The organism is Brevundimonas sp. AVps31 (assembly GCF_058681355.1).
The window spans coordinates 3,301,655-3,327,220 of sequence record NZ_CM178736.1 but is presented as its reverse complement, the minus strand read 5'-3'; the positions used below and the strand labels follow the sequence as shown (position 1 = coordinate 3,327,220).

The following is a 25,566-nucleotide window of genomic DNA, read 5'->3' as shown; positions in this document are numbered from 1 at the left end:
CGCCGTCTGCTATCTGGCCGGCATGAATTCCGCCGCCCGGATGGGCCTGCAATATGTGTTGCTCTTCGGCGCCAGCGGCGTGAGCCTTCCGTTCGCCAGCCTGTGGTTTCGGGCGCAAGGGCTGAGCGGGGCGCAGATCGGCGTTCTGCTGGCCGCGCCCATGCTGGGGCGGATCGTGACCGGGCCGCTGCTGGCGGTGTGGGCCGACGGATTCCGGACGCGGCGGGCGCCGATCGCCCTGCTGGGGCTGGTCATGGCGCTGGGCTATGGCGGGGCGGGTCTGCTGGACGGCTTTGCCCCGAGAGCCGTCTGCTGGTTCATCGGCGCGACCGCGGCGGCGGCCCTGATCCCGCTCAGCGACGTGCTGACGTTGCGGCTGGCGGCGCGGGACGGCTTCACCTTCGCCCTGCCGCGCGGCTGTGGGTCCGTGGCCTTCGTGGCGGTCAATGTCGGCATGGGCGCCCTGCTGTTGAAGGCGCAGGTCGATGTGATCGTGGTCTGGGTCACCCTGATGGGGCTGGCCATCGCCGTGACGGCCGCGCTGTTCCTCCCGGGCGAGCCCGTCGGCGAGGGGGCGACATTGCGGAAGAGGGACCGGTTCCGGGGGCTGGGCCGGCTGGTGGTCGATCCGGTGTTCATGACCGCCATCTTCGCGGTCGGCGCGGTGCAGGCGGCCCACGCCTTCCAGTACGGCTTCTCGGCCCTGCTGTGGAAGGCGCAGGGGATCAGCGAGGCGGTGACCGGCCAGCTGTGGGCGTTTGGGGTGGTGGTCGAGGTCGCGCTGATGTGGCTGGTCGAGCCGTGGCGGCGTCGGGTCGGAATCGGGCCGTGGATCCTGCTGGTGATCGGGGCGGGGGCGGCGGTGTTGCGCTGGACGGCGATGAGCTTTGCGCCGCCGCTGTGGCTGTTGTGGCCCCTGCAGGCGCTACACGCCCTGACGTTCGCGGCGACCTTCCTGGCCGGGGTGCAGATCGTCGAGACGCTGGCGCCGCGCGACAGCCAGACGGCGGCCCAGACGCTGAGCTCGGTCCTGTCGGCGGGTGTTCTGATCGGGGGAGCGACGGCGCTGTCGGGGCCGCTTTACGACCGGTTCGGCGCGGGCGGCTATGCGGCGATGGCGGTGATGTCGGCAGCCGGTCTGCTCGCCGCCCTGCCGCTGCGGCGAAAGCTGGCCTGAGGGTCAGATCGCGCGGGACCGCGGCAGGGGCGACAGATGGCGCGCCATGGCCTGGGCCGCGGCCTTGACCGCGCGCTGGACGGCGGCGTCAGGCTCGTTTTCGGGCGCCCGCAGGAGGCCGATGGCGGGGGTGTCCAACCCGTCCGGCAGGTTGGAAAGGACGCGGTAGAGCAGGTAGCTGCCGGCGTCCTCCTCGGCGTCAGAGGTTGCGCCGGCGATCAGGCCGGCCTCGGTCAGGGCGCGGACCATGTCGGCGACCGGCGCGGTCGCGCGGGCCACGCTGGGACCGACGCCGTCCAGACGGGTCGCGCCGTCGGCGGACCGGTTTTCGGCCCTCATCTGCAGGCGGAAGCCGTCCGCCCGGCGTGTGCGCCCCACCAGAAGCAGGGCCCGGCAGCGGTTGTCGCTCAGGTGGGCGGACAGGGTCGAGGCGAGGGCGTCCGGATCAGCGGAGGGGACCGGCACGGTGCGGGCCCCGTTCGGGCTCCAGGGTTCGCCGGAGAGATCCTCAACCGGATCCCAACCCGACTCGCCGGCGTCCCAGGCGCAGATCACGATCCCGGGGCGGGTGTCCGTCAGCGTCTTATCAAGCTCGGCCATGGGTCCGGACTACTTCGTGACGGTTACGTGACGGTGAAGGGCACGGTGTCGCCATCGCCCCCTTCGCGTCAAGATGAAAAGACGGCGTTGACGCCCGGCCGGACGCAGATTCACCGGTCGCGCGAACGGCATGTCAGGCCAGGTCGCCGATGGCGGCGTCCAGCAGCATGAAGGCGCGGCCGCCGTCGGAGGTCAGGCGGCCCAGCACGGCGGGGCCGTCGCCGACCGCGGCATGGCCCGCGACGTCGCGACTGAAGACGCGGACGTAGGCTTCGGCGTCGGCGCGCAGGTCGGGATCGGTCAACACGCGGCGCGAGACGCTGCGCACGGCGGCCGGGGCCACGCGACGCACGATCTGGCGCGCGCGGTCCGGGTCACGCTCGGTCAGGGCGCGCGCGGCCTCCTCGACCCGGGAGCGCGGCAGCAGGGCGTTGGGATCGACGCCCATACGCCGGATGGCCGCGACGATCCGTTCGCTCAGCACCTCAAGATTGCCTTCGCCACCGCCCGTGGGCATGACCGGCGTGTCCAAGTCCAGCGGGGCTTCGCCTTGCGGATCATCGACCAGATCGGCCCAGTCCAGCGACCGGTTTGACGCCGGGGTGCCCGGGGTCGGCTCCAGCTTCAGGCGACCCCGCAGACCGAAGCCCTTGTCATCGACGCGGGGCTCGGACCGCGGCTCGGGGCGCGGGTCGGACCGGGAGGCGCGAACGGGTTCGGGCTCCGGGAGCGCTCCGGTTTCGCGGCGACGGCTGGTCGGGCTTTCGCCGGAGACCACGCCCATCAGGCGGACGGCCTCGGTCAGCATGTCGTAGTTGCGGCGGACGCGCTCCTGGAAGCCGGCGTCCAGGGCTTCCGTATCGGCGGCGGCCTTCTGCGACGCGGCGGAGAGTGCGGCGAGGCCTTCCTCGACCGTATTGCGAACCTCCTCAACCCGTCTGCGCGCTTCTTCGGGGAGACGACCGGCACGGTCGTCCAGATCGCCGATGGCCTCGTCGATGCGGGCGAGGGCGGCGTCCATGCGCTCGACGGTGTGCTCCAGCTTCTCCAGCGCGCGATCGCCGGATTGCTCCAGCAGGGCGCCGGACTCGGTGACGATGCGGCGCGCGCTTTCCAGACGGGAGTCGGCGGCGGCGTCCGCCTTCTGGGCAGCCTCGAACATGGCCTCGCCCAGACGGTCGGCGCGCAGCTGGGCCTGATCCGCGGCTTCGCCGGCGGCGATCCTGGAATCCTCGGCGGTGGCCTGCAGGGCGGCCAGCGCCCGGCGGGTCTCCTCGACCAGGGCGTCGCGGGCGTCGGCGGCCAGCGCCTCGAACCGATCCAGCGCGACCTTGGTGGCGGCGTCGAAGCCGTCGGCCTCGCGCTGGGACATCTCGATCAGCGCCTTGAACTGATCAGCCGCGGCCTCGACCAGATCCTTGACGGTCTCCGTCGAGCGGGTGGCGGTGTCGCCCAGATCGCCGGCGGCGCTGCGGGCGGCGGACAGTTGTTCGGTGAGCTGGGCGCGCTGGCTCTCGACCTGGGCGGAGAAGTCCTCCTGATCGGTCCGCAGGGCGTAGGCGGCGGTGACCAGGGCGGCGCGCTGTTGGCCCAGCCCTTCCTCGACAGACTGGATCTGCTCAGCGACGCCGGAGCCGGCGTTTTCGAGCCGGATGGTCTGGCGTGCCAGATCGTCGGCGGCGGCGCGAGCGGCGTCCTGCGCCTCACCCGCGGCGGCGGCCAGATCGGCGGCGCGGGCGGCGAGGGCGGCTTCGGCCTCGCGCAGCTGGGTCTGGGCCAGGTCGGAGGCGTCCACGACCATGCGCGATTGCCGCTCGACGGCGTCGAGGACCCCGGTCGCCTGTTTGTCCAGCGCGGTCCCGAGCGTCTGCATCTGTTCGCGCTCACCGCCGAGCTGTTCGGTCAGGCGGCGCGCGGTGAGGCCGGCGGTTTCGGCGGCTTCGTTCAGGCGGGTGGTTTCCAGGGCCAGCGCTTCGCGCAGCAGGGCCATGTCGTTGCGGGCGCGCTCGGCGGCGAGCGACGCCTGATCGATATCCATGCGCAGGGTCTGCAACACCTCGCCGGTGCGCTGGGCGGCAAGCGCGGTCGGGGCGATCAGGGCTTCGGACAGGTCGCGGGCGCGCTTGGTCTCGGCGGCCAGGCCGGCGCCCTGGCGGATGGCGTGGGCCAGCATGATCGCCAGGCCGGCGGGGGCGAGGGCGATCAGGGCGTAAAGGGCGAGACGCAGCGGTTCGAGGTCCACCGAACCGGAGCCGATCTCGAACGCGGCCAGGGCTGCGACGCCGCCGATCCACAGGGCGGCGGCGATGCCGGCGACCAGATAGGCGTGACGGCCGGACGGCTGTGGCGTTTCGCGCTTGCGGAGGGCGGGCGCGGACGCCGGGGTGAAGGCGACGGGCGGGGCCTCGGCGCTCTCGGCGAGGGCGCGGACCTCGACCGGAGCGGGTTCAAGGACGGGCGCCGGGTCGGCGACGGGGCGCGCGGCCCGTTCGGCCTCCGCGGCCGCGCGCTCGGCGGTCAGGCGCTGTTCTTCGGCCAGACGGCGGCGGCGGCGCTCGGACATGGGACGCTCCGCGCGGGTGGGCGCAGACGCGGGGACGTCTTCAGCCCCGGACGACGCCTCGGCGATCGGTTCGACAGCAGGCTCGGCGGCAGGCTCCGACACGGGGTCGGACAGGTTCAGCGGCGGCCGTTGGCGGGGAGGCTTCATCAGGCGTCGATCTCGTCTCGGTCAGCGTCATGCGGACGCGCGCTGGGGGACGAGGAAACCCTAGCGGGTCAACGGCGGAGAGCAAAGGCGAGCCCGGACGATTCCGGTGGGCTTCAGCACTCGCGCCGGGTCTCACCGGTCACGGCGACGATGGAAGACGAGGCATTGTCGGAGCAGTCGCGGACGCGGTGAATTTCACGCTCGGGCTTCTGCGGGGTGTGGAGGTCCACGCCGAACTGCGACAGAGCCGCAGTGGCGAGCATGGCGACGATGCTTGCGATCAACTCGATCAGCGCTTGCATCGCCGATCTCCCCTGTCCCGATAACGGACAACGTTATGCGCCCAATTATTTCTCAAAACAATGCGCGACGCATGAACAAAGCGTCACCATTATTCGTTCAGGCCCTGGCTTGGGAATGCAAAGGCGCAATGGGCGTCTCCCGGTGTCGGGGGATGTATGTCGTCGTCATGCGAATCGGTCAGGCGTATCGACATGGATAATCAAAACGACCGCCTGTTCGTCCCCGGCCGGAACTGCTGGCGCGTGGAGACGGCGAACCGCTTCGCCGTCCTGATGGAGAACGCCGCCTATTTCACCGCGCTGCGCTCGGCGCTGGACAAGGCGCAACGGTCGGTCGTTCTGCTGGGCTGGCAGTTCGATCCGCGCACCCGCCTGCACCCCGATGTCGCTCATGCCGGTCCGACCGACGAGATCGGGCATCTGCTGCGGATGCTGGTGAAGTGCCGGCCCGAGGTGGAAGTGCGACTGCTGATCTGGAAGTCGCCGCTGGTGATCGCCGCCTCGCAAGGCTTCTTCCCGCAGCGGGCGCAGGGCTGGTTCCGCAAACGGATGGTCGAGTTCAGGCTGGACCCGCCGCCCGCCCCGGGCGCCTGTCATCACCAGAAGGTGGTCATCATCGACGACGCCGTGGCCTTCGTGGGCGGCGGCGATATCTCTGTGGATCGTTGGGATTCAGAGGAGCATCTGGACGGCGACCCCCGCCGTTGCCTGCCGTCCGGCCTGATCGCGCCGCCGCGGCACGAGGTGATGTGCGTCGTGGACGGTCCGGCCGCCAGGGCCTTGGGCGATCTCGCCCGCGAGCGCTGGTACAAGGCCACCGACGAGCGGACCATTCCCGACGAGCCCCCCGGCGATCCCTGGCCCGACGGGGTGGAGCCGGACATTCGCGACACGCCCTTCGCCATCGCGCGAACGGAGCCGGGCTTCGGCCAGTGGACCGAGACGCGCGAGAACGAGGCCCTGCATCTGGACGCGATCCGGAAGGCGAAGAAGCTCATCTATCTGGAGAACCAGTATTTCACCTCGCCGGTGATCGCGGCGGCCCTGGCTGAGCGACTTTCGGAGTGGGACGGGCCGGAGGTGGTGCTGGTGTCGACCGGCGGCAGCCCCAGCTGGTTCGACCAGATGACGATGGACACGGCCCGTTCGGAAGTCCTGTTCCGGCTGGAGCAGGCCGATCGCAACAACCGCTTCTTCGCCTTTGCTCCGCATACGGAGGAGGGCGGACGGATCATCGTCCACGCCAAGATGTCGATCTACGACGACGAAATCCTCCGCATCGGCTCGACCAATCTGAACAACCGCTCGCTGGGTTTCGACACCGAGTGCGACGTGGCCGTCCAGCCGGGCACGGACGAGGGGCGCGACGCGATCCGCAAATTCCGCCATCACACTCTCGGTCACTGGATCGGGGTCAGCGGCGCCGAGTTCGCGGCGGCGGAGGCCCTGTCGCAGTCCATCGGCGAGGCGGTGCAGCGCTTCGACACCGGACGGATGCAGGCCTTGGGCGCGGCGCCGCCGTCGCGGATCGAGCAGATCATCGCGGAGTTTCAGCTGGGCGATCCGACCTCGACCAAGGACGCCTTCCGGCCGTGGAAACGACGGGCGGCCTCGCACCGCCGTCTGCCCGTCAAGCCGGCCTGATCTCGAAGTCCACGATCAGGGGCAGGTGGTCCGAAGCCATCCGCGCCAGCGGCGAGAACGGCGCCTTCACTCCGGTCACCACCACCTCGGGGCTGGTGAAGCAGTGGTCGATGCGGATCGCCGGGAAACTGGAGGGGAAGGTCTTCACCGTGGGCTTCAGTTTCAGGCTGCGTTGGCAGTCCGCCAGCTTGCGGGCCAGGGTCTGGTAGGGGCGTGTCACCGAGGTGGCGTTGAAGTCGCCGGTCAGCAGGGTCGGGCCGGTGCAGTCCGCATGACCCAGCCACTGCTCGCCGGCCAGAGCCGCGGCCTGCAGCCGCTGTTCGCGGGGCACCAGTCCCAGATGGGTGTTGAAGACGTTCAGGGTGACGCCCTCGATCTCGACCGCGATCCACAGGGCCCCGCGCGGCTCCAGACCCGGCACGCCGCGGATTGTCGGCAGGGGACCGGACTTGACCATGCGCTCGGGCAGATGGGTCAGGACGGCGTCGCCGTACAGCTCGGCCTCGACCCGCATCGCCGCATGAAAGTGATAGGTCATCGCCAGCTGGTCGGCGATCGATCGTGCCTGATCGACAAAGCCCGTACGGGCCCGGCCCACGTCCAGCTCCTGCAGACAGACGATGTCCGGCTCATGCTCGGCGATCACGGCGGCGATACGGCTGACGTCCAGCTTGCGATCGATTCCGACGCAGCGATGGACATTGTAGGTGAGAAGGCGGGGCATGGAGTTCCGGTCGGCCTCGGGACGCGGCCTGTTGCGCATTTGGTCCCTGATACGCGCGAAATGATGACGGGCGTGCAGGAGGATAACCGGAAAGGCGCCTACGTCGTTCCGGGGACGATCGGAGTCGGAGCGCCAGCGGGGACCGGGGGCGGGGCGGCCGGCGCGGGCGGGGGAGCGGGCGGATCCGCCGTGAAGACCTGCATGCGCGCCCGTCCACCCGACCACAGGGACGTCGGGAACCGACCCAGAGCGTCGTTATAATCCTCGGCCGCCTCGTTGTAGTCGTTGCGGGCGACGGCGATGCGGCCTTCGCTGCCGTCGAGACGGGATTGCAGGACGACGAAATTCCGGTTGGCGCGGAGCTGCGGGTAGCGGGTCGAGATCTGCTCCAGCTGGTCCAGGGCCCGGGTCAGCTGAAGCTGGGCGGTCTGGTAGCGGCGGAAGGCGGCCGGGTCGGTCGGCGTCTCGGGCGCCGGGACGGGCGCGGTCACGCGAGCGCCGAGCTGGCGCAGGGCCGGCGCGTCCTGCGGGGCCGCGACGCCCTGAAGCGCGCCGACCATGTCAGAGGTGAGCTGGACGCGGCTGCCGTACTGGGACCGGACCTCGGCCCAGCGGGCCTGGGCCATCTCCTCGCGGGTGCTTGATCCGTTGAGGCCGCACCCCGCCAGGACGGGCGTCATCGCAAGCCCGACGGCGAGCGTCGCGGCGCGGGACGGAAAGCGGATCATCAACCTCTCCTGCGGACCTGGACCGAGTATGGGGCGGGTCCGGACACGGGTTCAAGCATCCAGAGATTCGGGCGGAACGCCAGCAATACGGCAGGCCGCCGTATAGGTATTGGCCAGCAGGCAGGCGATGGTCATCGGACCGACGCCGCCGGGCACCGGGGTGATCCGGCCGGCCAGGGCGGCGGCCTCGTCGAAGGCCACGTCGCCGACGACGCGGGTCTTGCCCTCGGCGGCCTTGACCGGGTCCTTCGAGGGCACGCGGTTAATGCCGACGTCGATGACGGTGGCCCCGGGCTTGATCCAGTCGCCGCGCACCATCTCCGGGCGGCCGACGGCGGCGACCACGATGTCGGCGGTGCGGCACAGGGCCGGGAGGTCGCGGGTGCGCGAGTGGGCGATGGTGACGGTGCAGCTCTCGGCCAGCAGCAGCTGGGCCATCGGCTTGCCGACGATGTTGGAGCGGCCGACGACGACGGCGTTGAGCCCGGTCAGGTCGCCGAGCGCGGCGCGCAGCATCATGATGCAGCCCAGCGGGGTGCAGGGCACCATGCCCGGCAGGCCGACGGCCAGACGACCCGCGTTGACGACGTGGAAGCCGTCCACATCCTTGTCCGGATCGATGGCGTCGAGGACCGTGCTGCTGTCGATATGGCCGGGCAGGGGCAGCTGGACGAGAATGCCGTGGATGCCCGTGTCGGCGTTCAGGGTCGCGATCAGGGCCAGCAGATCGGCCTGGGTCGTCGTGTCAGGCAGGCGGTGGGTGTCGGAGCGCAGGCCCGCGCGCTGGGTCGTCTCGCCCTTGTTGCGGACGTAGATCTGGCTGGCCGGGTCTTCGCCGACGATGACGACGGCCAGTCCGGGCTTGACCCCGTGGGCGGCTTCGAGCCGGGCGGACGCGGCGGCGACGCGGTCCACAAGCCCGGCGGCGAAGGCCTTTCCGTCAATCAGGGTCGCGCGGGTGGGTTCGGCCGTCATGGGTTTCGGCTCCGGTCGTCAGGAATCGTGCGGTCCGCGCGATTTACAGACGGCGGGGTTCGGCGTCTATGATCGGGTTCGACTCCCTGGAGATCTGTATGCGCCGTCCGACCCTTCTTGCCGCTGTCAGCAGTCTGGCGCTCTTCGTCGCATTCGCGGGGCCGGCGTTCGCGCAGGACGCGCAACCCCTGGCGCCGGGAGCCCAGATCGAGGGCGAGATCGCCGAGGGCGACGCCGCCGGTCCGGACGGTGACTTCCGCTATGACGCCTACACCGTGACCGCCACCGCCGGTCAGCGGTTCGAGGTGGCGATGCGGTCCGCGGCGTTCGACGCCTTCCTGCAGGTCCGGCGCGCCGGCGAGGACGTCACCTCGGAGCCGCTGGCCCAGGACGACGACGGGCTGGGCGAGGGGACCAACGCCCTGCTGCGGTTCACCGCGCGGGAAACCGGAGACTATGTGATCCTGGCCCGCCCGCTGTCGGTCGGCACGGGCGCCTACAGCCTGGGCCTGACGGAGCGGCCCCCGGCCAAGGCGCCGCCGGAGCCCGCCGCCATCCGTCTGGGCGCGACGGAACAGGGCAGCCTCGACGACGGCGATCCCGAGGGGGACAACGGCGCGCCCTACGAGGGCTGGACCTTCCAGGGCCGTCAGGGCGACCGCGTCGCGGTGGCGATGGACAGCGAGGCCTTCGACCCCGTCGTCCGGCTGGGCCGGGTCGTGGACGGCGTGTTCAACGAACTGGCGATGAATGACGACGGTCCGGACAGCGGGCTGAACTCGCGCCTGATCTTCAGCCTGCCGGAGACCGGCGCCTATGTGATCCAGGCCGGCGCCCTGCGGGCGGGTGGAGCGGGCGCCTACAGCGTGACCCTGTCGGAAGGGCCGCCGCCGATCGAGGCGCAGGCCATCGGCTTCGGCGACACGGTGCGGGGCGAACTGACGGAGCAGGACCCGACGAACCTCGAGGGCAGCCACGCCGACGCCTATCGTTTCACCGGTCGCGAGGGCCAGCGGGTCCGGATCGACCTGACCTCGAGCCAGTTCGACACCTATCTGGAGCTGTTCGACGAGAACCAGACCAGCCTGGCCACCGACGATGACGGCGGGCCCGAGGGGACCAACTCGCGCCTGATCTTCACCCTGTCGCGCGACGGGGCCTATGTGTTCGAGGCGCGGGCCTTCTCGTCGTCGTCGACGGGCGCCTATCGCGTCACCCTGACCGAGGTCGAGCCGGACAAGCCGCCCCAGCCGCTGGCGTTCGGCGCGACGGTGCAGGGTGAGATCACCGACAACGATTCGCGGGACAGCGACGACCGGGGCTTTGACGCCTTTGTCTTCGACGGGCGCGAGGGGCAGCGGGTCCGGGCCATCATGCGCTCGGGCGACTTCGACACCTATCTGCAGCTCGGCCATGCCGAGGGCGACTTCACGGCGCTGGCCCAGGACGATGACGGGCTGGGCGAGGGGACGGACTCGCGCCTGACCTTCACCCTGCCGAGCGACGGCCGCTATGTTGTGCGCGCCTCGCCGCTGGGGTCGGATGGCGAGGGGTTGTACTCGCTGGAGCTTCAGGATCGCGGGCCGCAGCCGCGCCCGGGCAGCCTGCTGATCGGTTCCACCGCCCGCGGCGTGCTGACCGAGACGGACGCCACCGCCGAGGACAACAGCTTCTACGACGCCTATCGGCTGACGCTGAAGGAAGGCGAGAAGCTGGTCATCAAGATGGTCTCCAACGAGGTCGACAGCTATGTGGCCGTCGGCAGCGTGGACGAGAGCGACGCCTTCAGCGGACTGGCGGCGGATGACGACGGACTGTCGGACACCCACGCCAAGCTGGAGTGGGAGGCGCCGGAGGACGGCACGTACGAGATCCGCGCCGGCACGTTCGCGCAAGGCCAGACGGGCGCCTATGCCCTGATCGTCGAGAAACAGCCCTGACGGCTGCGGAGCCGCCATGTCCGAGACCGTTGCACGCAAGGACCAGCATCTGGACGTGATCCTGTCGGGCAAGGCCCGTCACGGGGGCGGGACCGGCATGGACGCCGTCCGCTTCGTCCATGAGGCGCTGCCGGACCTGGACTACGGCAAGATCGACCTGGGGACCGACTTTCTGGGGCGGCGGCTGCAGGCGCCGCTGTTGATCAGTTCGATGACCGGCGGGCCGGAGCGGGCCGGGGCGATCAACGCCCGGCTGGCCGAGGCGGCGCAGTCCCTCGGCATCGCGCTGGCGGTCGGGTCGCAGCGCGCGGCCCTGGAGACGGACGGGGCGCCGGGGCTGGACATGGCCCTGCGGCTGAAGGCGCCGGACACCCCCATCCTGGCCAATATCGGCGCGGCGCAGCTGACGCGGGGCGTGGGCCCTGACGAGGCGCGGCGGCTGGTGGACATGATCGCCGCCGACGCCCTGATCGTGCACCTGAACCCGCTGCAGGAGGCCTGCCAGCCCGAGGGGGACCGAGACTGGTGGGGCGTGGGCGCGGCGCTGGAGGCGCTGATCCGGACGGTGGACTTCCCGGTGGTGGTCAAGGAGACCGGCGCGGGTCTGTCGGCGGCGACGGCCAGGCGACTGGTCGAGATGGGCGTGGCCGCACTGGACGTGGCGGGCGCGGGTGGTTCGAACTGGGCGCTGGTCGAGGGCGAGCGGTCGGAGGGGCAGGCGGACAAGGCCCACGCCGCCGCCTTCGCCGACTGGGGCGTTCCGACGGCGCGCGCCATCGCGGAGGCCCGCGCGGCCTGTCCCCGGACCCTGATCATCGGCTCGGGCGGCATCCGCGACGGGGTGGACGCGGCCCGGGCGATCCGTCTGGGGGCCGACATGGTCGGTCAGGCGGCGGGGGTGCTGGCGGCGGCGACGGTCTCGACCGAGGCGGTGGTGGCCCATTTCCAGACCGTGATCCGGCAGCTGAAGACCGTCTGCTTCTGCACCGGCTCGCCCAATCTGGCGGCGCTGGCCCGGGCGCCGTTGCAGGACTGAAAAGTGCACTCGAAAAAAATGGAGTGCACATCGTGCACTTTTTCCCGTGAGGCGGGGGGCGGTGTGCCGGGTTCAATCTGTAGATTGTCAAAAACCTGAGCGTCGGAAGGCTAGCAGGTCGATGCGTCAGGATTGGACGTAGCCCCAGTTGCTTTCGTCATCCCCCGGTCTGCGCCGCTGCGCGGCTTGCCGGAGGATGACGAAAGCTTGGGGTGTCACGCCGACGGCAGGAGGTCGCCAGCGAACACCCGATACCGCCCCGCGCGTACGCCGGCCGTGGCGCGTTCGATGTCGGGAGCGAAATAGTGGTCGGAGGTGTAGGGGGCGGCGGCTTCGCGGACGATGGACCAGACCGCTTCGAGGTCGGGCGAGCTGGTCAGGGGGCGGTGGAAGTCGAGGCCCTGGGCGGCGGCCAGGAGTTCGATGCCGACGACGCAGGCGGTGTTCTCGGCCATGTCCAGCAGGCGGCGGGCGCCGTGGGTGGCCATGGAGACGTGGTCTTCCTGATTGGCGCTGGTGGGGACCGTATCGATGACGCAGGGGTGGGCGACCATCCGGTTCTCGGCGACGAGGGCGGCGGCGGTGACCTGGGCGATCATGAAGCCGGAGTTCAGGCCGCTTTCCTTGACGAGGAAGGCAGGCAGTTCGCTCATCTTCGGGTCGACCAGGATGGCGGTGCGGCGCTCGGAGATATTGCCGATCTCGCACAGGGTCATGGCGATCATATCGGCTGCATAAGCAACGGGTTCGGCGTGGAAGTTGCCGCCGGAGATGACATCCCCATCGTCGATGAAGACCAGCGGATTGTCGGTCACGGCATTGGCCTCGCGCTCCAGCAGGGCCGCGGCGTTGCGCAGGACGTCGAGGGTGGCCCCCATGACCTGGGGCTGGCAGCGCAGGGAGTAGGGGTCCTGCACCTTGGCGCAATCGTGGCGGTGGCTGTCGCGGATGGCCGAGCCGGACATGAGTTCGCGCAGACGGGCGGCGACGGCGATCTGGCCCGCCTGGCCGCGCAGGGCGTGGATGCGGGGATCGAACGGGGCGTCAGAGCCCTTGAGGGCGTCGACCGACAGGGCGCCGGCGGCGATGGCGGCGGCGAAGACGGCTTCGGTCGCGAACAGGCCGGCCAGCGCCAGCGCGGTCGAGCACTGGGTGCCGTTTAGCAGGGCCAGGCCCTCCTTGGGGCCGAGGACGACGGGCTTGAGGCCGACCTTGGCCATGGCGGCCTCCGCCGACAGGGTCTGGCCGTTGTGGCGGGCCTCGCCGACGCCGATCAGGACGCAGGACATATGGGCCAGCGGAGCGAGATCCCCCGAGGCGCCGACCGAGCCCTTGGACGGGATGCAGGGCAGGACGTCGGCGTTCACCAGCGCGATGAGAGCCTCCATCGTGCCGCGCCGGACGCCCGAGGCACCCTTCGACAGGCTGGCGATCTTGAGCACCATCAGCAGGCGGGTGACCGCATCCGGCAGCAGGGCGCCGACGCCGCAGGCGTGGCTGAGGACGAGGTTCTTCTGAAGTGTTTCAAGGTCTTGCGGCGCAATGCTGGTGTTGGCCAGCAGGCCGAAGCCGGTGTTGATGCCGTAGACGGTGCGGCCCTCGGCGAGGATGGCGGCGACGACGGCGGCGCTCTTCTCGACATCGGCCCAAGCGGCGTCGGTCAGACTGACGGTGACGGGGCCGTCGAGGACGGTGCGAAGCTGGGCCAGGGTGAGCGGGGATTGGCCAAGGGTGAGGTGGGTCATGGTCAGGCCTTCAGGCTCGGCAGGTTGAGCCCGTGTTCGCGGGCGGCGGCCTTGGCGATCTCATAGCCCGCGTCGGCGTGGCGCATGACGCCGGTGGCGGGGTCGTTCCAGAGGACGCGTTCGAGGCGGGCGGCGGCTTCGGGGGTGCCGTCGGCGACGATGACGACGCCCGAATGCTGGCTGTAGCCCATGCCGACGCCGCCGCCGTGGTGCAGGGAGACCCAGCTGGCGCCGGACGCCGTGTTGAGCAGGGCGTTGAGCAGGGGCCAGTCGGAGACGGCGTCGGAGCCGTCCTGCATGGCCTCGGTCTCGCGGTTGGGGCTGGCGACCGAGCCGCTGTCGAGGTGGTCGCGGCCGATGACGATGGGGCCGGACAGTTCTCCGGCAGCCACCATCTCATTGAACATCAGGCCGGCGCGGTGGCGGTCGCCCAGACCGATCCAGCAGATGCGGGCGGGCAGGCCCTGGAAGGCGATGCGCTCGCCCGCCATGTCGAGCCAGCGGTGCAGGCCCGCATTGTCGGGGAAGAGGGTCTTCATCGCCGCGTCGGTCTTGCGGATGTCCTCCGGGTCGCCGGTCAGGCTGGCCCAGCGGAAGGGGCCGACGCCGCGGCAGAAGAGGGGACGGATGTAGGCCGGGACGAAGCCGGGGAAGTCGAAGGCGTTGGTCACGCCCGCGTCGAAGGCGACCTGACGGATGTTGTTGCCGTAGTCGGTGACCGGGATGCCCATAACCTCGAAATCGAGCATGGCCTGGACGTGGACGGCGCAGGACTGGCGAGCGGCGGCTTCGACGGCGGCGGGGTCCGACTGGCGCTTCTCTTCCCAGTCGGCGACCGTCCAGCCCATGGGGAGGTAGCCGTTCACCAGGTCGTGGGCGCTGGTCTGGTCGGTGACCAGATCGGGCCGGACGCCGCGCTTGACCAGCTCAGGCAGAACTTCGGCTGCGTTGCCCAACAGGCCGACAGATATCGCTTTTCCGTCGCGCCTGGCCTTCTCGATCAGGATCAGGGCCTCGTCGAGCGTCTCCGCCGGGACGTCGAGATAGCGGGTCTTCAGCCGCATCTCGATGCGGCTGCGCTGGCATTCGATGGCGAGGCAGGAGGCGCCCGCCATGGTGGCCGCCAGGGTCTGGGCCCCGCCCATGCCGCCGAGGCCGGCGGTCAGGATCCAGCGGCCCGACCAATCGCCGCCATAGTGCTGGCGTCCGGCCTCCATGAAGGTCTCGTAGGTGCCCTGAACGATGCCTTGGGTGCCGATGTAGATCCACGAGCCAGCCGTCATCTGGCCGTACATCATCAGCCCCTTCCGATCGAGTTCGTTGAAATGCTCCCAGGTCGCCCACTTCGGGACGAGGTTGGAGTTGGCGATCAGGACGCGCGGGGCGTCGGCATGGGTGCGGAAGACGCCGACCGGCTTGCCCGACTGAACCAGCAGGGTCTCATCGGGTTCGAGGGCCCGGAGGGCGGCGACGATGTCGTCGAAGGCCTGCCAGTTGCGGGCCGCCTTGCCGATGCCGCCATAGACGACGAGGTCCTCGGGCCGCTCGGCCACCTCGGGGTCGAGGTTGTTCATCAGCATGCGCAGGGCGGCCTCGGCGGCCCAGGTTTTGGCGGTCATCTCCAGCCCGCGCGGACTGCGGACGATGCGGCTGTTGGAGGTCATGGTCAGGCTCGCTGGCTGAGCGCGAAGTCGCGGGCGGCGGTGAGGACGTCGCGCAGGGTGCGCGTGAGGGGGGCGGCGCGGGCCGGGTCGAAGGGCGTGGGCCAGGTCGCGGCGGTCATTTCCAACGGCTCGTCGACATAGCCGCGGCACGCGAGCTCCATCTGGATGGCGTGGGTCCCCTTGGCCGGCCTCCCGTAATGACGCGTGGTCCAGCCGCCCTTGAAGCGGCCGTTGACGACGTGGCTGTCGCCCGAGGCGATGCAGGCGGCCTCGACCGCGGCGGTCAGGGCCGGGTCGCAGGTGACGCCGTTGTTGTCGCCGATGTTGAACTGCGGCAGCTGGCCGTCAAACAGGCGCGGCACATGCGAGCGGATGGAGTGGGCGTCGTAGAGGACGACGGGGCCGCCATTCGCCGCCAGCCGCTCGATCTGGGCGGTGAGGGCGGCGTGGTAGGGATCGAAAAACTCGGTGCGGCGGGCCTCGATCTCGACGGCATCGGGCTCATGACCGGGCGTGTAGAGGGCCTCGCCGTCAAAGGTCTCGGTGGGACACAGGCCCGTGGTGGTCATGCCGGGATAGAGGGACTGGCCCGACGGGTCGCGGTTCACGTCGATGACGCTGCGCGAAATGGCGGTGCGGACCGTGGTGGCGCCCAGTTCCGTGGCGAAGGCGTAGAGGCGGTCGATCCACCAGTCGGCGTCCTTGCGGGCGCGCCAGGGGTCGACCATCCGGGCCTCGATGGCCGGCGGAATGTCGGTTCCGGTGTGGGGGAAGGCGACGATCAGGGGGGCGTCGCCGGGCGTCACCGTCAGCCAGTCGCTCATGTCCGCCTCCATCTTGTCAGTGTGCCGATTATGTATAGACATATTCGGGTCGATGGAGAGTTGTCCAGTGCCGGAAGCCGCCGCCCACAGCCTGTTCTTCCGCCGCGCCCTGCTGCCGCAGGGGTGGGCGGGGAATGTGCGGATCACGGTGGCGGACGGGGCGGTTGCGGCGGTCGAGACGGAGGCCGCGCGGGCGCCGGGCGAGGCCGATCTGGGCGTCGTCCTGCCGGGCCTGTCGAACGTGCACAGCCACGCCTTCCAGCGGGCGATGGCGGGGCTGACCGAGGAACGGGGGCCGACCGAGGGCGACGACTTCTGGTCGTGGCGGGCGCTGATGTATCGTTTCCTCGACCGGGGCGGGCCCGAGGAGATCGAGGCGATCACGGCCCTGGCCTTCGCCGAGATGCTGGAGGGCGGTTTCACCCGGGTGGGGGAGTTCCATTATCTGCACAATGACCCCGAGGGGCGGACATACGCCGACCGGGGCGAGCTGGCGGGGCGGATCGCGGCGGCGGCGGAGGGGACCGGGATCGGCCTGACCCTTCTGCCGGTCTTCTATGCCCACGCGGGGTTCGGCGGAACGGCGCCGGCGCACGGACAGCGTCGCTTTATCAATGACATCGACGGCTTTGCGAAGCTGATGGACGAGAGCCGGCGGATCGCCTCGGCCCTGCCGGACGCCGTGGTCGGCGTGGCGCCGCACAGCCTGCGGGCGGTGACGCCGGAGGAGATCGCGGCGGTGGTCCCCATGGCCGGCGCCGGGCCGGTGCACATCCATGCGGCGGAGCAGACGAAGGAGGTTCAGGACTGCCTCGACTGGTCGGGCGCACGGCCGGTGCAGTGGCTGCTCGACCATGTCGGGCTGGACCGGCGCTGGTGCCTGATCCACGCGACGCACCTGACGGCGGACGAGACGACGCGGATGGCGGCGAGCGGGGCGGTGGCGGGGCTGTGTCCGGTGACGGAGGCCAACCTGGGCGACGGCGTCTTCCCGGCGGTGGAGTTCCTGGCGCAGGGCGGGGCGTTCGGGGTCGGGACGGACTCCAATGTGCTGATCGACGCGGCGGGGGAACTGCGGGCCTTGGAGTACAGCCAGCGGCTGACGCGGCGCGGGAGGGCGGTGCTGGCGGATCGCGAGGCCTCGACCGGGGGGACCCTCTACCGGCGTGCGCTGGCGGGCGGGGCGCAGGCGACGGGCGGGACGACCGGGATCGCGGTCGGGCAGGCGGCGGACTTCGTGACGCTGGAGACGGACGACCTCGCCTACGCGGGCCGGAGCGACGACGCCCTGCTGGACAGCCTGGTCTTCGCCGGGCCGAAGCGGGCGATCCGCACCGTCTGGCGGCGCGGCCGGGTGGTGGTCGAGAACGGGCGCTATGTCGGCCGCGACGCCATCGAGGCCCGCTACCGCCGGGCGCTGGACGTCGTGCTGGGCGGATGAGTTCGCTGCATCGCCGGATCGGGGCGGACATCGAGCGGCGGATACTCTCTGGAGAGTGGCCGCCGGGCGCGCGGGTGCCGACGGAGGCGGAACTGCAGGCGGAATATGGCTGCGCGCGGATGACGGTGTCGAAGGCGCTGACCGACCTGTCGGCGCGCGGGCTGATCGTGCGGCGCAGGCGGGCGGGGTCGGTGGTGGCGCGGCCGCCGGTGCATTCCGCCGTGCTGGACATCCCCGACATCGCCGCCGAGATCGCGGCGCGCGTCATGACCTATGGCTATGAGTTGCTGGAGCGGTCGGAACGAGCGGCGACGGACGACGAGGCCTGGCTGGGCGACCGGGTGATGGCGCTGGCCTGCCTGCACCGGGCCGACGGGGCGCCCTTCGCGCTGGAGCGGCGGCTGATCGGGCTGGCGGCGACGCCGGAGGCGGCGGATGAGAGTTTCGAGACGGTGTCGCCCGGCGGCTGGCTGCTGAAGCGGGCGCCGTGGACCGAGGCCGAGCACCGGATCGCGGCGGTGGCGGCGGACCGGGAGACGGCGCTGCGGCTGGATCTGTCGCCGGGCGAGGCCTGTCTGAAGCTGGAGCGGCGGACCTGGGCCGACGGGCGGGGCGTGACCTGGGCGTGGCAGACCTTCCCGGGACAGGCCTATGATCTGGTCGCCCGCTTTTCGCCCGCGCGCCCGGAGGCCCGATGAGCACGACATTGCTGACTGACTGTCACGTGGCGACCATGGCGGGCGATGCGCCTTACGGGGCCATCGAAGATGCGGCGATCCTGATTGAGGACGGCAAGATCGCCTGGGTCGGGCCGCGCGCGGCGGCGCCGGCGGCGGAGGTCGTGGAGCGGCTGGAGGGACGGTGGGTCACGCCGGGGCTGATCGACTGTCACACGCATCTGGTGTTCGGCGGCGACCGGTCGGGCGAGTTCGAGCAGAGGCTGGGCGGAGCGACCTATGAGGAGATCGCGCGGGCCGGAGGCGGCATCGTCTCGTCGGTGAAGGCGACGCGGGCGGCGTCGGAGGCGGAGCTCTATGCCAGCGCCCTGACGCGGCTGGCGGGGCTGAAGGCCACGGGCGTGACCACGGTGGAGATCAAGTCGGGCTATGGGCTGGACCGCGAGACCGAGCTGAAGATGCTGCGCGTGGCGCGGCGGATCGGGCGCGAGGCGGGGGTGCGGGTGCGCACCAGCTATCTGGGCCTGCACGCCGTCCCGCCCGAGTTGAAGGCGGACCGCGCGGCCTATGTCGATCTGGCCATCGATCAGATCCTGCCCGAGGCGCATGCGCAGGCGCTGATCGACATGGTCGACGCCTATTGCGAGCCGATCGCCTTCACGACGGAGGAAGTGTCGCGGCTGTTCGGGACCGCGAAGGCGCTGGGCCTGCCGGTCAAGCTGCACGCGGACCAGCTGTCGGACGGCGGCGGGGCGGCGCTGGCGGCGCGTTACGGCGCGCTGTCGGCCGATCATGTGGAGCATTCGACCGAGGCGGGGGTGAGGGCGATGGCGGAGGCCGGTGTTGTGGCCGTGCTGCTGCCGGGCGCCTTCCTGATGCTGAGAGAGACGACGCCGCCGCCCATCGCGCTGTTCCGGGCGCACGGGGTGGAGATGGCGGTGGCGACGGACTGCAATCCCGGCACCTCGCCGGTGGCGTCGATGACGGCGGCGCTGAACCTGGCCTGCGTGCAGTTCCGCCTGACGCCGGAGGAGGCGCTGGCCGGCGCGACGCGGGTGGCCGCGAAGGCGCTGGGCCTGACGGATGTGGGCGTGATCGCGCCGGGCATGGCCGCGGACCTGGCCGTCTGGGACATCAGCCGACCGGCCGAGCTCTGCTACTGGCTGGGCAAGCCGCTGCTGCACGCGCGGTACGTGTCAGGCGAGCGCGCATAGGTGGTTTGTTAAGGCGAATCCCCGCACTGTTCGCGTCATGAAACGGGAACTGGTCGAATTCGGACTGGTGGTCGCGCTGATTGCGACGACGATCCTGTTCGGCTTCTGCGTCAGCCTGCAGGCCGCCGGGGTCTTCGCCTAGAGCTTCCACTCGGTGATGGCCGACAGGTCGGGGCGGGGCCGTTCCAGCGGGGCCTCGGCCAAGGCGCCGATATGGATGAAGCCCGCGACCCGCTCACCCTCACGCACGCCCAGCAGGGCCGTCGCTTCGGGATCGTAGCTGTACCAGTCGGTGATCCAACTGGCGGAATACCCCAGCGCGTTCGCGGCGTGTTCGAGGTTCATGCAGACCGCGCCCGCGGACAGGTGCTGTTCCCACACCGGCACCTTCTGGCTGTCGACCGGCGAGGCGATCACGAGGATGGTGAGGGGCGGGGCCGTCAGCTTGCTCAGCACCTTGCGCGCCTTGTCGGCGGCCGGCTGGTGGTCGGCCAAGGGCAGGAGCTTTTCGGCCAGATCGGCGCGGCTTTGCGGCCCGAGGACCACAAAGCGCCAGGGGAAGAGCTTGCCGTGGTCCGGCGTGCGGGCGCCCAGCAGCAGGATCCGCTCCACCTCTGCGCGCGACGGGCCCGGGCCGATCAGGCTCTGCGCCGGGGCCGAGCGACGGCGGGCGAGACGGTCCGCGAAATCGGCGGAGGCGGTCGGAAGGGGCAGGGCGGCGCCCAGATCGGTATCGGTCATGCGCTGTAGCTAATGGTCCGCCTGCCGGGGCGCCATAGGCGCTTACGATGGCGACAGGCTCATTCCCCTACCATATGGCGCGTGAGGGAACTGGCGGAGGCCGTGCCGGTCCGCGTATGATCGCCGCCTGATGGAGCCCGTGATGCCCAAGCTCGAAGTCGTCAACGCCGAACCGGACGCCTGGACCCTGCTGCGGACAGCGGCGGAAGAGGCGGCGCGCGCGGAGCCCTCGCTGGCCTCGCTGGTCAATGCGGTGATCCTGTCGCACGGCGACATGGCTTCGGCCCTGAGCTTCCAGATCGCGCGCAAGATGGGCGACGCCGAACTGGGCGCCATGTCGATCCGCGAAGTCTGCCGGGACGCCTTCGAGGCCGATCCGGGCATCGTCGCCGCCGCCGAGGCGGATCTGCAGGCGGTGTCCGAGCGCGATCCGGCGATCCGCTCGCTGCTGCAGCCCTTCCTGTATTTCAAGGGCTTCCAGGCCCTCCAGGCGCACCGCGTGGCCCACTGGCTGTGGACCCAGGGGCGCGACACCCTGGCCTTCCACCTGCAAAGCCGGATGTCCGAGCTGTTCCAGATCGACATCCATCCGGCGGCCAAGATGGGCGCGGGCCTGTTCCTCGACCACGGCACCGGCATCGTCATCGGCGAGACGGCGGTGGTCGGCGACGAGGTGTCGATGCTGCACGGCGTGACCCTGGGCGGCACGGGCGCCGAGCGCGGCGACCGCCATCCCAAGATCGGCAAGGGCGTCCTGCTGGGCGCCGGGGCCAAGGTGCTGGGCAATATCACGGTCGGCGACTACGCCAAGGTGGCCTCCGGTTCGGTGGTGCTGAAGCCGGTGCCGGCGGGCTGCACCGTGGCGGGCGTGCCGGCGCGGCTGGTCAACTGCCCGACCGAGGCGAAGCCCGCGCGGACGATGGACCACACGCTGGCGGACATCGTGTACGATTTTGTGATCTGAGGCGGAGCGGCGTCACCCCTCCACCACGCTTCGCGCGGTCCCCCTCCCCATCTTCGATGGAGAGGTGATGATTTGCGTTCACCTCTCCATCGAAGATGGGGAGGTGGCTCGCCGGCGAAGCCGGAGAGACGGAGGGGTTAGGTCTTCCCCTGCCGTCCCCGTTTCTCTAGGGTCCGCGCCAATTCACGGACACCAAGGACTTCCCCATGAACGCCAACGATATGAAGCGCGTCGAGACGCATCTGAAGCGCACCTTCAACACCGGCGGCATCATCCTGAAGCCGCGCGGCAAGCCCAATGATTCCTGTGAGGTCTATGTCGGTGACGAGTTCATCGGCGTCGTCTTCGAGGACGAGGATGAGGCGGGCAGCTTCATGTTCGAAATGGCCATCCTGGCGGAAGATCTGCCGGAATAGGCCGCCGAACAGCGGACACGAAAAAGGCCCCGGGGAGCGATCCCCGGGGCCTTCGTCATTTCAGCGTGATCAGTTGGTCTTGCCGAAGATGCCGTCGAGCAGCTTGGCGAAGAACCCCTTCTCGGCCGGCTTGGCGGCCGGGGCGGCCGGGGCGGCAGCCGGTTTGGCGGCCGGGGCCGGCGTCGGGGCCGGAGCCGGAGCCGGAGCCGGAGCCGGAGCGGGCTTCGGAGCCGGAGCGGCGGCGACCGGAGCGGCGGCCGGCTTGGGCGCCGCGGCCGGCTTCGGAGCGGCGGCGGCCTTCGGGGCGGCGGCGGGTTTCGCAGCCGGCTTGGCGGCGGTCTTCGGCGCGGCCTTGGGCGCAGCCTTCACGACCGGTTTGGCGGCGGGCTTGGCCGCAGCCTTGGGCGCGGCGGCCTTTACGGCGGGTTTCGCAGCGGGCTTGGCGACCGCCTTCGGTGCAGCGGCCGCCTTCGGCGCGGCGGCCTTGGCCGGAGCCGAAACCTTCACGGCCGGCTTGGCGGCGGGCGTTTTGGTCGGGGCGGCGGCCTTGGGGGCGGCGGCTTTTACCGCGGGTTTTGCGGTTGCGGGCTTAACGGCGCTCGACTTCGCGGCCGGTTTCGGCTTGGAAGCTGCAGACGCGGCCGCCGGTTTGGCGGTACTCGACTTAGACGGTGCTTTGGCCATGAATTCCCCGACCCCTCGGATGTTGCGATTGCTGGCGATGGAGAGCACGCCAGCGCGCGTCTCGATTCGCGATAATAGCGGCGTTTGAGAAATGTCCGAGTCCGCTGTTCAGATAATCGCACGCGGCCCCCGCGCCGTCGCTGAAACCGCCGCCGCCGCGCTGGACGAGAACGTCCTGCTGGAGGGCGCGACCTACTCCATTCTCGAGGAAGACGAGGACAAGGGCATCTGGCGGATCGACGCCTTCCCGACGACGGAGGAAGAGGCCGAAGGCATCGAGGCCACGCTGTCGGCGCACGACGGCCTGACCGTGGTGGTCGAGAAGCTGGCCGACGCCGACTGGCTGGCCATGTCGCTGTCGGGCCTGCCGCCGGTCGAGGCGGGACGCTTCTTCGTCTATGGCGCGCACGATCAGGGGCGGGTGCCGCCGAACCGCATCAATCTGAAGATCGACGCCGGCGCCGCCTTCGGCACCGGCCACCACGGCACGACCGTGGGCTGCCTGATCGCGTTTGACGAACTGTTGAAGCGCGAGAGCTTCGAGCGGGTGCTGGACGTCGGCTGCGGCACGGGCGTGCTGGCCATCGCCGCCGCCAAGACCGGATCGCGCGTCGCCGTCGGCACCGACATCGATGCGCCGTCGGTGCGGATCGCCAATGAGAACGCCCAGCTGAACCAGGCCACCGCGCGCTTCGTGCACGCCAGCGGCCTGAACGACCGCAAGGTGCGCAGCCAGGGGCCGTACGATCTGGTGTTCGCCAACATCCTGGCGCCGCCGCTGGTCGCGCTGTCGCAGGACATCAAGGAAGCCCTGAAACTGGGCGGCGTCGCCATCCTGTCGGGCCTGCTGCGCACGCAGGAGCGCCGGGTGACGGCGGCCTATCTGTCGCGCGGCTTCGTGGTCGAGCGCCGCATTCACCGCGATGCGTGGAGCGCGCTGGTGCTGCGGCGGGTGGGTTAACGGCGGAACAGGCGTCAGGCGGGCGTGTTCCGGCAGTCCAATGGAGGGACTGCCCGTGACCCAATACGATCCCAACGATCCGCTGCGCCCGGAAGAGACCGTCGTCCGCGAAACCGTCGTGACGCGCGGCCCCATCACCGAGACCGTGGAAACGGTGGTGGTGAAGGAGTCCAACACCGGCTGGTGGGTGGCGGGCATCCTGGGCGGGCTGGTGCTGATCGCGGTGCTGTGGATCCTGTTCTCGCGCCCGGCGGCGCCGGTGACGGACGACGCCCTGCTGGAAGCCCAGGCCCAGGCCGTGGCGGCGCAGGCTGACGTCGATCGCGCCGCCATCGCGGGGCAGGTCGCGGGGGCGCAGGCCAGCGTGGATATCGCCCGCGCCGATGCGGCCCGCTCGTCCGCCGAGGCGGCGCGCGCCGATGCCGAGGCCCGTGCGGCGGAAGCGCGGGCGGCGGCGCCGGTGGTGATTGAACGGCCCGCACCCGCTCCGGCCGCGCCGGCGGTGATCAGCCCGACGGCGCCGCAGAACTAGAACCGGTCCGCATGGCGGTGCTATGCCTCCGCCATGCGCCAGACCTACGACGAAACGACCGATCCGTCCTTCGGGGCGAAGCACCTTCCGCGCGTGCGGGAGAAGATGGCTGAACAGGGCCTCGACGGGATGCTGGTCCCGCACGAGGACGAGCATCAGAACGAATACCTGCCGGCCGCCAATGATCGGCTGGCCTGGGTCAGCGGCTTCACCGGCTCGGCCGGGGCGGGCGCGGTTCTCATGGACCGCGCCGCGGTGTTCGCCGATGGGCGCTACACTGTGCAGGTGCGGGCGCAGGTGGACGCCGGCCAGTTCGAAATCCTCGATCTGGTCGAGGGCGGCGTGCCCGCCTGGCTGGAGCGCGCGCCCAAGGGGGCGGTGATCGGCTATGACCCGCGGCTGCACAGCCCGGATGCGCTGGCGGTGCTGAAGACGGCGGCGGCGAAGGCCGGGGCCGAGCTGAAGCCGGTGGAGGTCAATCCGGTCGATCAGGCCTGGGGCGATGAACGCCCGGAGCAGCCGATGGCGGCTGTCGTGCCGCACGATGACAGATACGCCGGCGAAAGCAGCGCCTCGAAACGCGCGCGCATCGGCGCGGCGGTGGCGAAGGCGGGCGCGGAGGCGACGGTGCTGACCGCGCCGGCCTCCATCGCCTGGCTGTTCAACATCCGCGGCGGGGACGTGATCCGCACGCCGCTGCCGCTGTCGCAGGCCATCGTGAGAACCGACGGGACGGCCAAGCTGTTCCTCGATCCGTGCAAGGTGACCAATGAGCTGCCCGGCTGGCTGGGCGAGGCGGTGACGCTGGAGGCGCCCGAGGCGCTGGACGGGGCGCTGGACGCGCTGGCGGGTCAGACGGTGCTGATCGATCCGGGTCAGTCCTCGGCCTGGTATTTTGACCGGCTGGAGAGCGCGGGCGCGACCGTGGTGCGCGGGATGGACCCGTGCGCCCTGCCGCGGGCGCAGAAGAATGCGATAGAGATCGAGGGCTCGCGTCAGGCGCACATCCGCGACGGCGCGGCCCTGAGCCGGTTCCTGCACTGGGTCGATACGACGGCGCAGGACACGCTGCCGGACGAGCGCGAGGTGGCCGAGACGCTGGAGCGGTTCCGCGAGGAAACGGGGGCGCTCAAGGACCTGAGCTTCGACACCATCGCGGGGGCCGGTCCGAACGGGGCCCTGCCGCACTACAAGCCGGTGACGCGCACCATCCGCAGGATCGAGAAGGGCTCGCTGCTGCTGGTCGACGGCGGCGGCCAGTATCTGGACGGCACCACGGACGTGACCCGGACCATGGCCGTGGGCGAGCCGACGGCGGACCAGCGCCGGATGTTCACCCTGGTGCTGAAGGGCCATATCGCGATGGCGACGGTGCGCTTCCCGGCCGGGACGACGGGGCACCAGATCGACGCCCTCGCGCGCCTGCCGCTGTGGATGCAGGGCTTCGACTACGACCACGGCACGGGCCATGGCGTCGGGTCCTATCTGGGGGTTCACGAGGGCCCGCAGCGGATCGCCAAGGCGATCAACAGCCAGCCGCTGCTGACCGGCATGATCCTGTCCAACGAGCCCGGCTACTACCGCGAGGGGCATTGGGGCATCCGCATCGAGACCCTGCAGGTGGTGACGGCGCCGGAGCCGATCCCCGGCGGCGAGCGTCCGATGCACGGGTTTGAACAGCTGACCCTGGCGCCGCTGGACAAGAAGCTGATCGACGTGGATCTGCTGACGGCGGACGAGCGCGCCTATGTGGACGGCTACCATGCGCAGGTCTGGGCCAAGGTCGGGCCGCTGATGGACGGCGAAGCGAAGGCGTGGCTGGAGCGGGCCTGCGCGGCGCTTTAGAGCCCGCGGCGTTCGTGGTAGA

Annotated in this window: 23 protein-coding genes; 12 read left to right on the top strand and 11 right to left on the bottom strand. The window is 70.6% G+C overall.

The window, feature by feature from the left end:
- The first annotated feature begins 22 nt into the window (after positions 1-22).
- Positions 23-1,177 carry an MFS transporter gene (locus ACW174_RS16305; RefSeq protein WP_492015410.1) on the top strand — a complete coding sequence of 385 codons (1,155 nt, stop codon included), beginning with the start codon at positions 23-25 and terminating at the stop codon, positions 1,175-1,177.
- A 3-nt stretch (positions 1,178-1,180) separates the two neighbouring features.
- Here the strand turns inward: ACW174_RS16305 and ACW174_RS16300 are convergent, their stop codons facing one another.
- From ACW174_RS16300 to ACW174_RS16290, 3 genes are all read right to left on the bottom strand, one after another.
- Positions 1,181-1,777: a hypothetical protein gene (locus tag ACW174_RS16300; RefSeq protein WP_492015409.1), complete on the bottom strand. Its 597-nt coding sequence runs from the start codon at positions 1,775-1,777 to the stop codon at positions 1,181-1,183.
- Between the two features lie 133 nt (positions 1,778-1,910).
- Complete coding sequence (locus ACW174_RS16295) at positions 1,911-4,487, bottom strand: coiled-coil domain-containing protein (RefSeq protein ID WP_492015408.1); 2,577 nt, start codon at positions 4,485-4,487, stop codon at positions 1,911-1,913.
- A gap of 113 nt (positions 4,488-4,600) precedes the next feature.
- A complete protein-coding gene (locus tag ACW174_RS16290) occupies positions 4,601-4,789 on the bottom strand; it encodes a hypothetical protein (RefSeq protein ID WP_492015407.1) in 189 nt (62 codons plus the stop codon).
- Positions 4,790-4,981: 192 nt separating this feature from the next.
- On the opposite strand from ACW174_RS16290, the gene ACW174_RS16285 reads away from it, so the two are divergent.
- Positions 4,982-6,433, top strand: a complete 1,452-nt coding sequence (locus tag ACW174_RS16285; RefSeq protein ID WP_492015406.1) for a phospholipase D-like domain-containing protein — start codon at positions 4,982-4,984, stop codon at positions 6,431-6,433.
- On the opposite strand, the gene ACW174_RS16280 is transcribed toward ACW174_RS16285, so the two are convergent.
- The 3 genes from ACW174_RS16280 to folD form a co-directional block, all read right to left on the bottom strand.
- Entirely contained in the window at positions 6,420-7,157 is a 738-nt protein-coding gene (locus tag ACW174_RS16280; protein WP_492015405.1) for an endonuclease/exonuclease/phosphatase family protein, read from the bottom strand. The genes ACW174_RS16285 and ACW174_RS16280 overlap by 14 nt on opposite strands.
- 98 nt (positions 7,158-7,255) lie before the next feature.
- A complete protein-coding gene (locus ACW174_RS16275) occupies positions 7,256-7,885 on the bottom strand; it encodes a LemA family protein (RefSeq protein WP_492015404.1) in 630 nt (209 codons plus the stop codon).
- A 51-nt stretch (positions 7,886-7,936) separates the two neighbouring features.
- Complete coding sequence (folD, locus tag ACW174_RS16270; RefSeq protein WP_492015403.1) at positions 7,937-8,860, bottom strand: bifunctional methylenetetrahydrofolate dehydrogenase/methenyltetrahydrofolate cyclohydrolase FolD; 924 nt, start codon at positions 8,858-8,860, stop codon at positions 7,937-7,939.
- 98 nt (positions 8,861-8,958) lie between these two features.
- On the opposite strand from folD, the gene ACW174_RS16265 reads away from it, so the two are divergent.
- Together ACW174_RS16265 and fni are read left to right on the top strand one after the other, a co-directional pair.
- A complete protein-coding gene (locus ACW174_RS16265) occupies positions 8,959-10,800 on the top strand; it encodes a PPC domain-containing protein (RefSeq protein WP_492015402.1) in 1,842 nt (613 codons plus the stop codon).
- Positions 10,801-10,816: 16 nt separating this feature from the next.
- Positions 10,817-11,836 carry a type 2 isopentenyl-diphosphate Delta-isomerase gene (fni, locus tag ACW174_RS16260; RefSeq protein ID WP_492015401.1) on the top strand — a complete coding sequence of 340 codons (1,020 nt, stop codon included), beginning with the start codon at positions 10,817-10,819 and terminating at the stop codon, positions 11,834-11,836.
- A 215-nt stretch (positions 11,837-12,051) separates the two neighbouring features.
- Here fni and hutH read toward each other — a convergent pair whose 3' ends face one another.
- The 3 genes from hutH to hutG are packed head-to-tail and all read right to left on the bottom strand — an operon-like array spanning position 12,052 to position 16,069.
- Positions 12,052-13,581 (bottom strand): histidine ammonia-lyase, encoded by a 1,530-nt coding sequence (hutH, locus tag ACW174_RS16255; RefSeq protein ID WP_492015400.1) that lies wholly within the window; start codon positions 13,579-13,581, stop codon positions 12,052-12,054.
- 2 nt (positions 13,582-13,583) lie between these two features.
- Positions 13,584-15,245, bottom strand: coding sequence for a urocanate hydratase (gene hutU, locus ACW174_RS16250; RefSeq protein ID WP_492015399.1), 1,662 nt, complete (start codon positions 15,243-15,245; stop codon positions 13,584-13,586).
- A gap of 2 nt (positions 15,246-15,247) precedes the next feature.
- Entirely contained in the window at positions 15,248-16,069 is an 822-nt protein-coding gene (gene hutG / locus ACW174_RS16245) for an N-formylglutamate deformylase (RefSeq protein WP_492015398.1), read from the bottom strand.
- A gap of 67 nt (positions 16,070-16,136) precedes the next feature.
- Here hutG and ACW174_RS16240 point away from each other — a divergent pair, with 67 nt between their 5' ends.
- From ACW174_RS16240 to hutI, 3 genes are read left to right on the top strand one after another with little or no spacing between them, the layout of a single operon-like run.
- Positions 16,137-17,510 (top strand): formimidoylglutamate deiminase, encoded by a 1,374-nt coding sequence (locus tag ACW174_RS16240; RefSeq protein ID WP_492015397.1) that lies wholly within the window; start codon positions 16,137-16,139, stop codon positions 17,508-17,510.
- On the top strand, positions 17,507-18,208 hold the full coding sequence (gene hutC, locus ACW174_RS16235) for a histidine utilization transcriptional repressor HutC (protein WP_492015396.1): 702 nt from the start codon (positions 17,507-17,509) through the stop codon (positions 18,206-18,208). The genes ACW174_RS16240 and hutC overlap by 4 nt, the downstream gene beginning before the upstream one ends.
- A complete protein-coding gene (gene hutI / locus ACW174_RS16230) occupies positions 18,205-19,401 on the top strand; it encodes an imidazolonepropionase (RefSeq protein ID WP_492015395.1) in 1,197 nt (398 codons plus the stop codon). The genes hutC and hutI overlap by 4 nt, the downstream gene beginning before the upstream one ends.
- Positions 19,402-19,539: 138 nt before the next feature.
- Here hutI and ACW174_RS16225 read toward each other — a convergent pair whose 3' ends face one another.
- Positions 19,540-20,142, bottom strand: a complete 603-nt coding sequence (locus tag ACW174_RS16225; RefSeq protein WP_492015394.1) for a nitroreductase family protein — start codon at positions 20,140-20,142, stop codon at positions 19,540-19,542.
- A 142-nt stretch (positions 20,143-20,284) separates the two neighbouring features.
- Here ACW174_RS16225 and cysE point away from each other — a divergent pair, with 142 nt between their 5' ends.
- Positions 20,285-21,106, top strand: coding sequence for a serine O-acetyltransferase (gene cysE / locus ACW174_RS16220; protein ID WP_492015393.1), 822 nt, complete (start codon positions 20,285-20,287; stop codon positions 21,104-21,106).
- Between the two features lie 206 nt (positions 21,107-21,312).
- On the top strand, positions 21,313-21,522 hold the full coding sequence (locus ACW174_RS16215; protein ID WP_492015392.1) for a DUF3126 family protein: 210 nt from the start codon (positions 21,313-21,315) through the stop codon (positions 21,520-21,522).
- 69 nt (positions 21,523-21,591) lie between these two features.
- Here the strand turns inward: ACW174_RS16215 and ACW174_RS16210 are convergent, their stop codons facing one another.
- Entirely contained in the window at positions 21,592-22,029 is a 438-nt protein-coding gene (locus ACW174_RS16210) for a hypothetical protein (RefSeq protein ID WP_492015391.1), read from the bottom strand.
- Positions 22,030-22,297: 268 nt separating this feature from the next.
- Between ACW174_RS16210 and ACW174_RS16205 the strand changes: the two genes are divergently transcribed.
- Genes ACW174_RS16205 through ACW174_RS16195 form a run of 3 tightly spaced genes read left to right on the top strand, consistent with a single transcriptional unit; the run spans position 22,298 to position 25,544 of the window.
- Positions 22,298-23,167 carry a 50S ribosomal protein L11 methyltransferase gene (locus ACW174_RS16205; protein ID WP_492015390.1) on the top strand — a complete coding sequence of 290 codons (870 nt, stop codon included), beginning with the start codon at positions 22,298-22,300 and terminating at the stop codon, positions 23,165-23,167.
- Between the two features lie 55 nt (positions 23,168-23,222).
- The gene (locus ACW174_RS16200) at positions 23,223-23,699 is read left to right on the top strand and encodes a hypothetical protein (RefSeq protein ID WP_492015389.1); all 477 of its coding nucleotides are present in this window, start codon (positions 23,223-23,225) and stop codon (positions 23,697-23,699) included.
- A gap of 33 nt (positions 23,700-23,732) precedes the next feature.
- Entirely contained in the window at positions 23,733-25,544 is a 1,812-nt protein-coding gene (locus tag ACW174_RS16195; RefSeq protein ID WP_492015388.1) for an aminopeptidase P family protein, read from the top strand.
- Positions 25,545-25,566 lie beyond the last annotated feature (22 nt).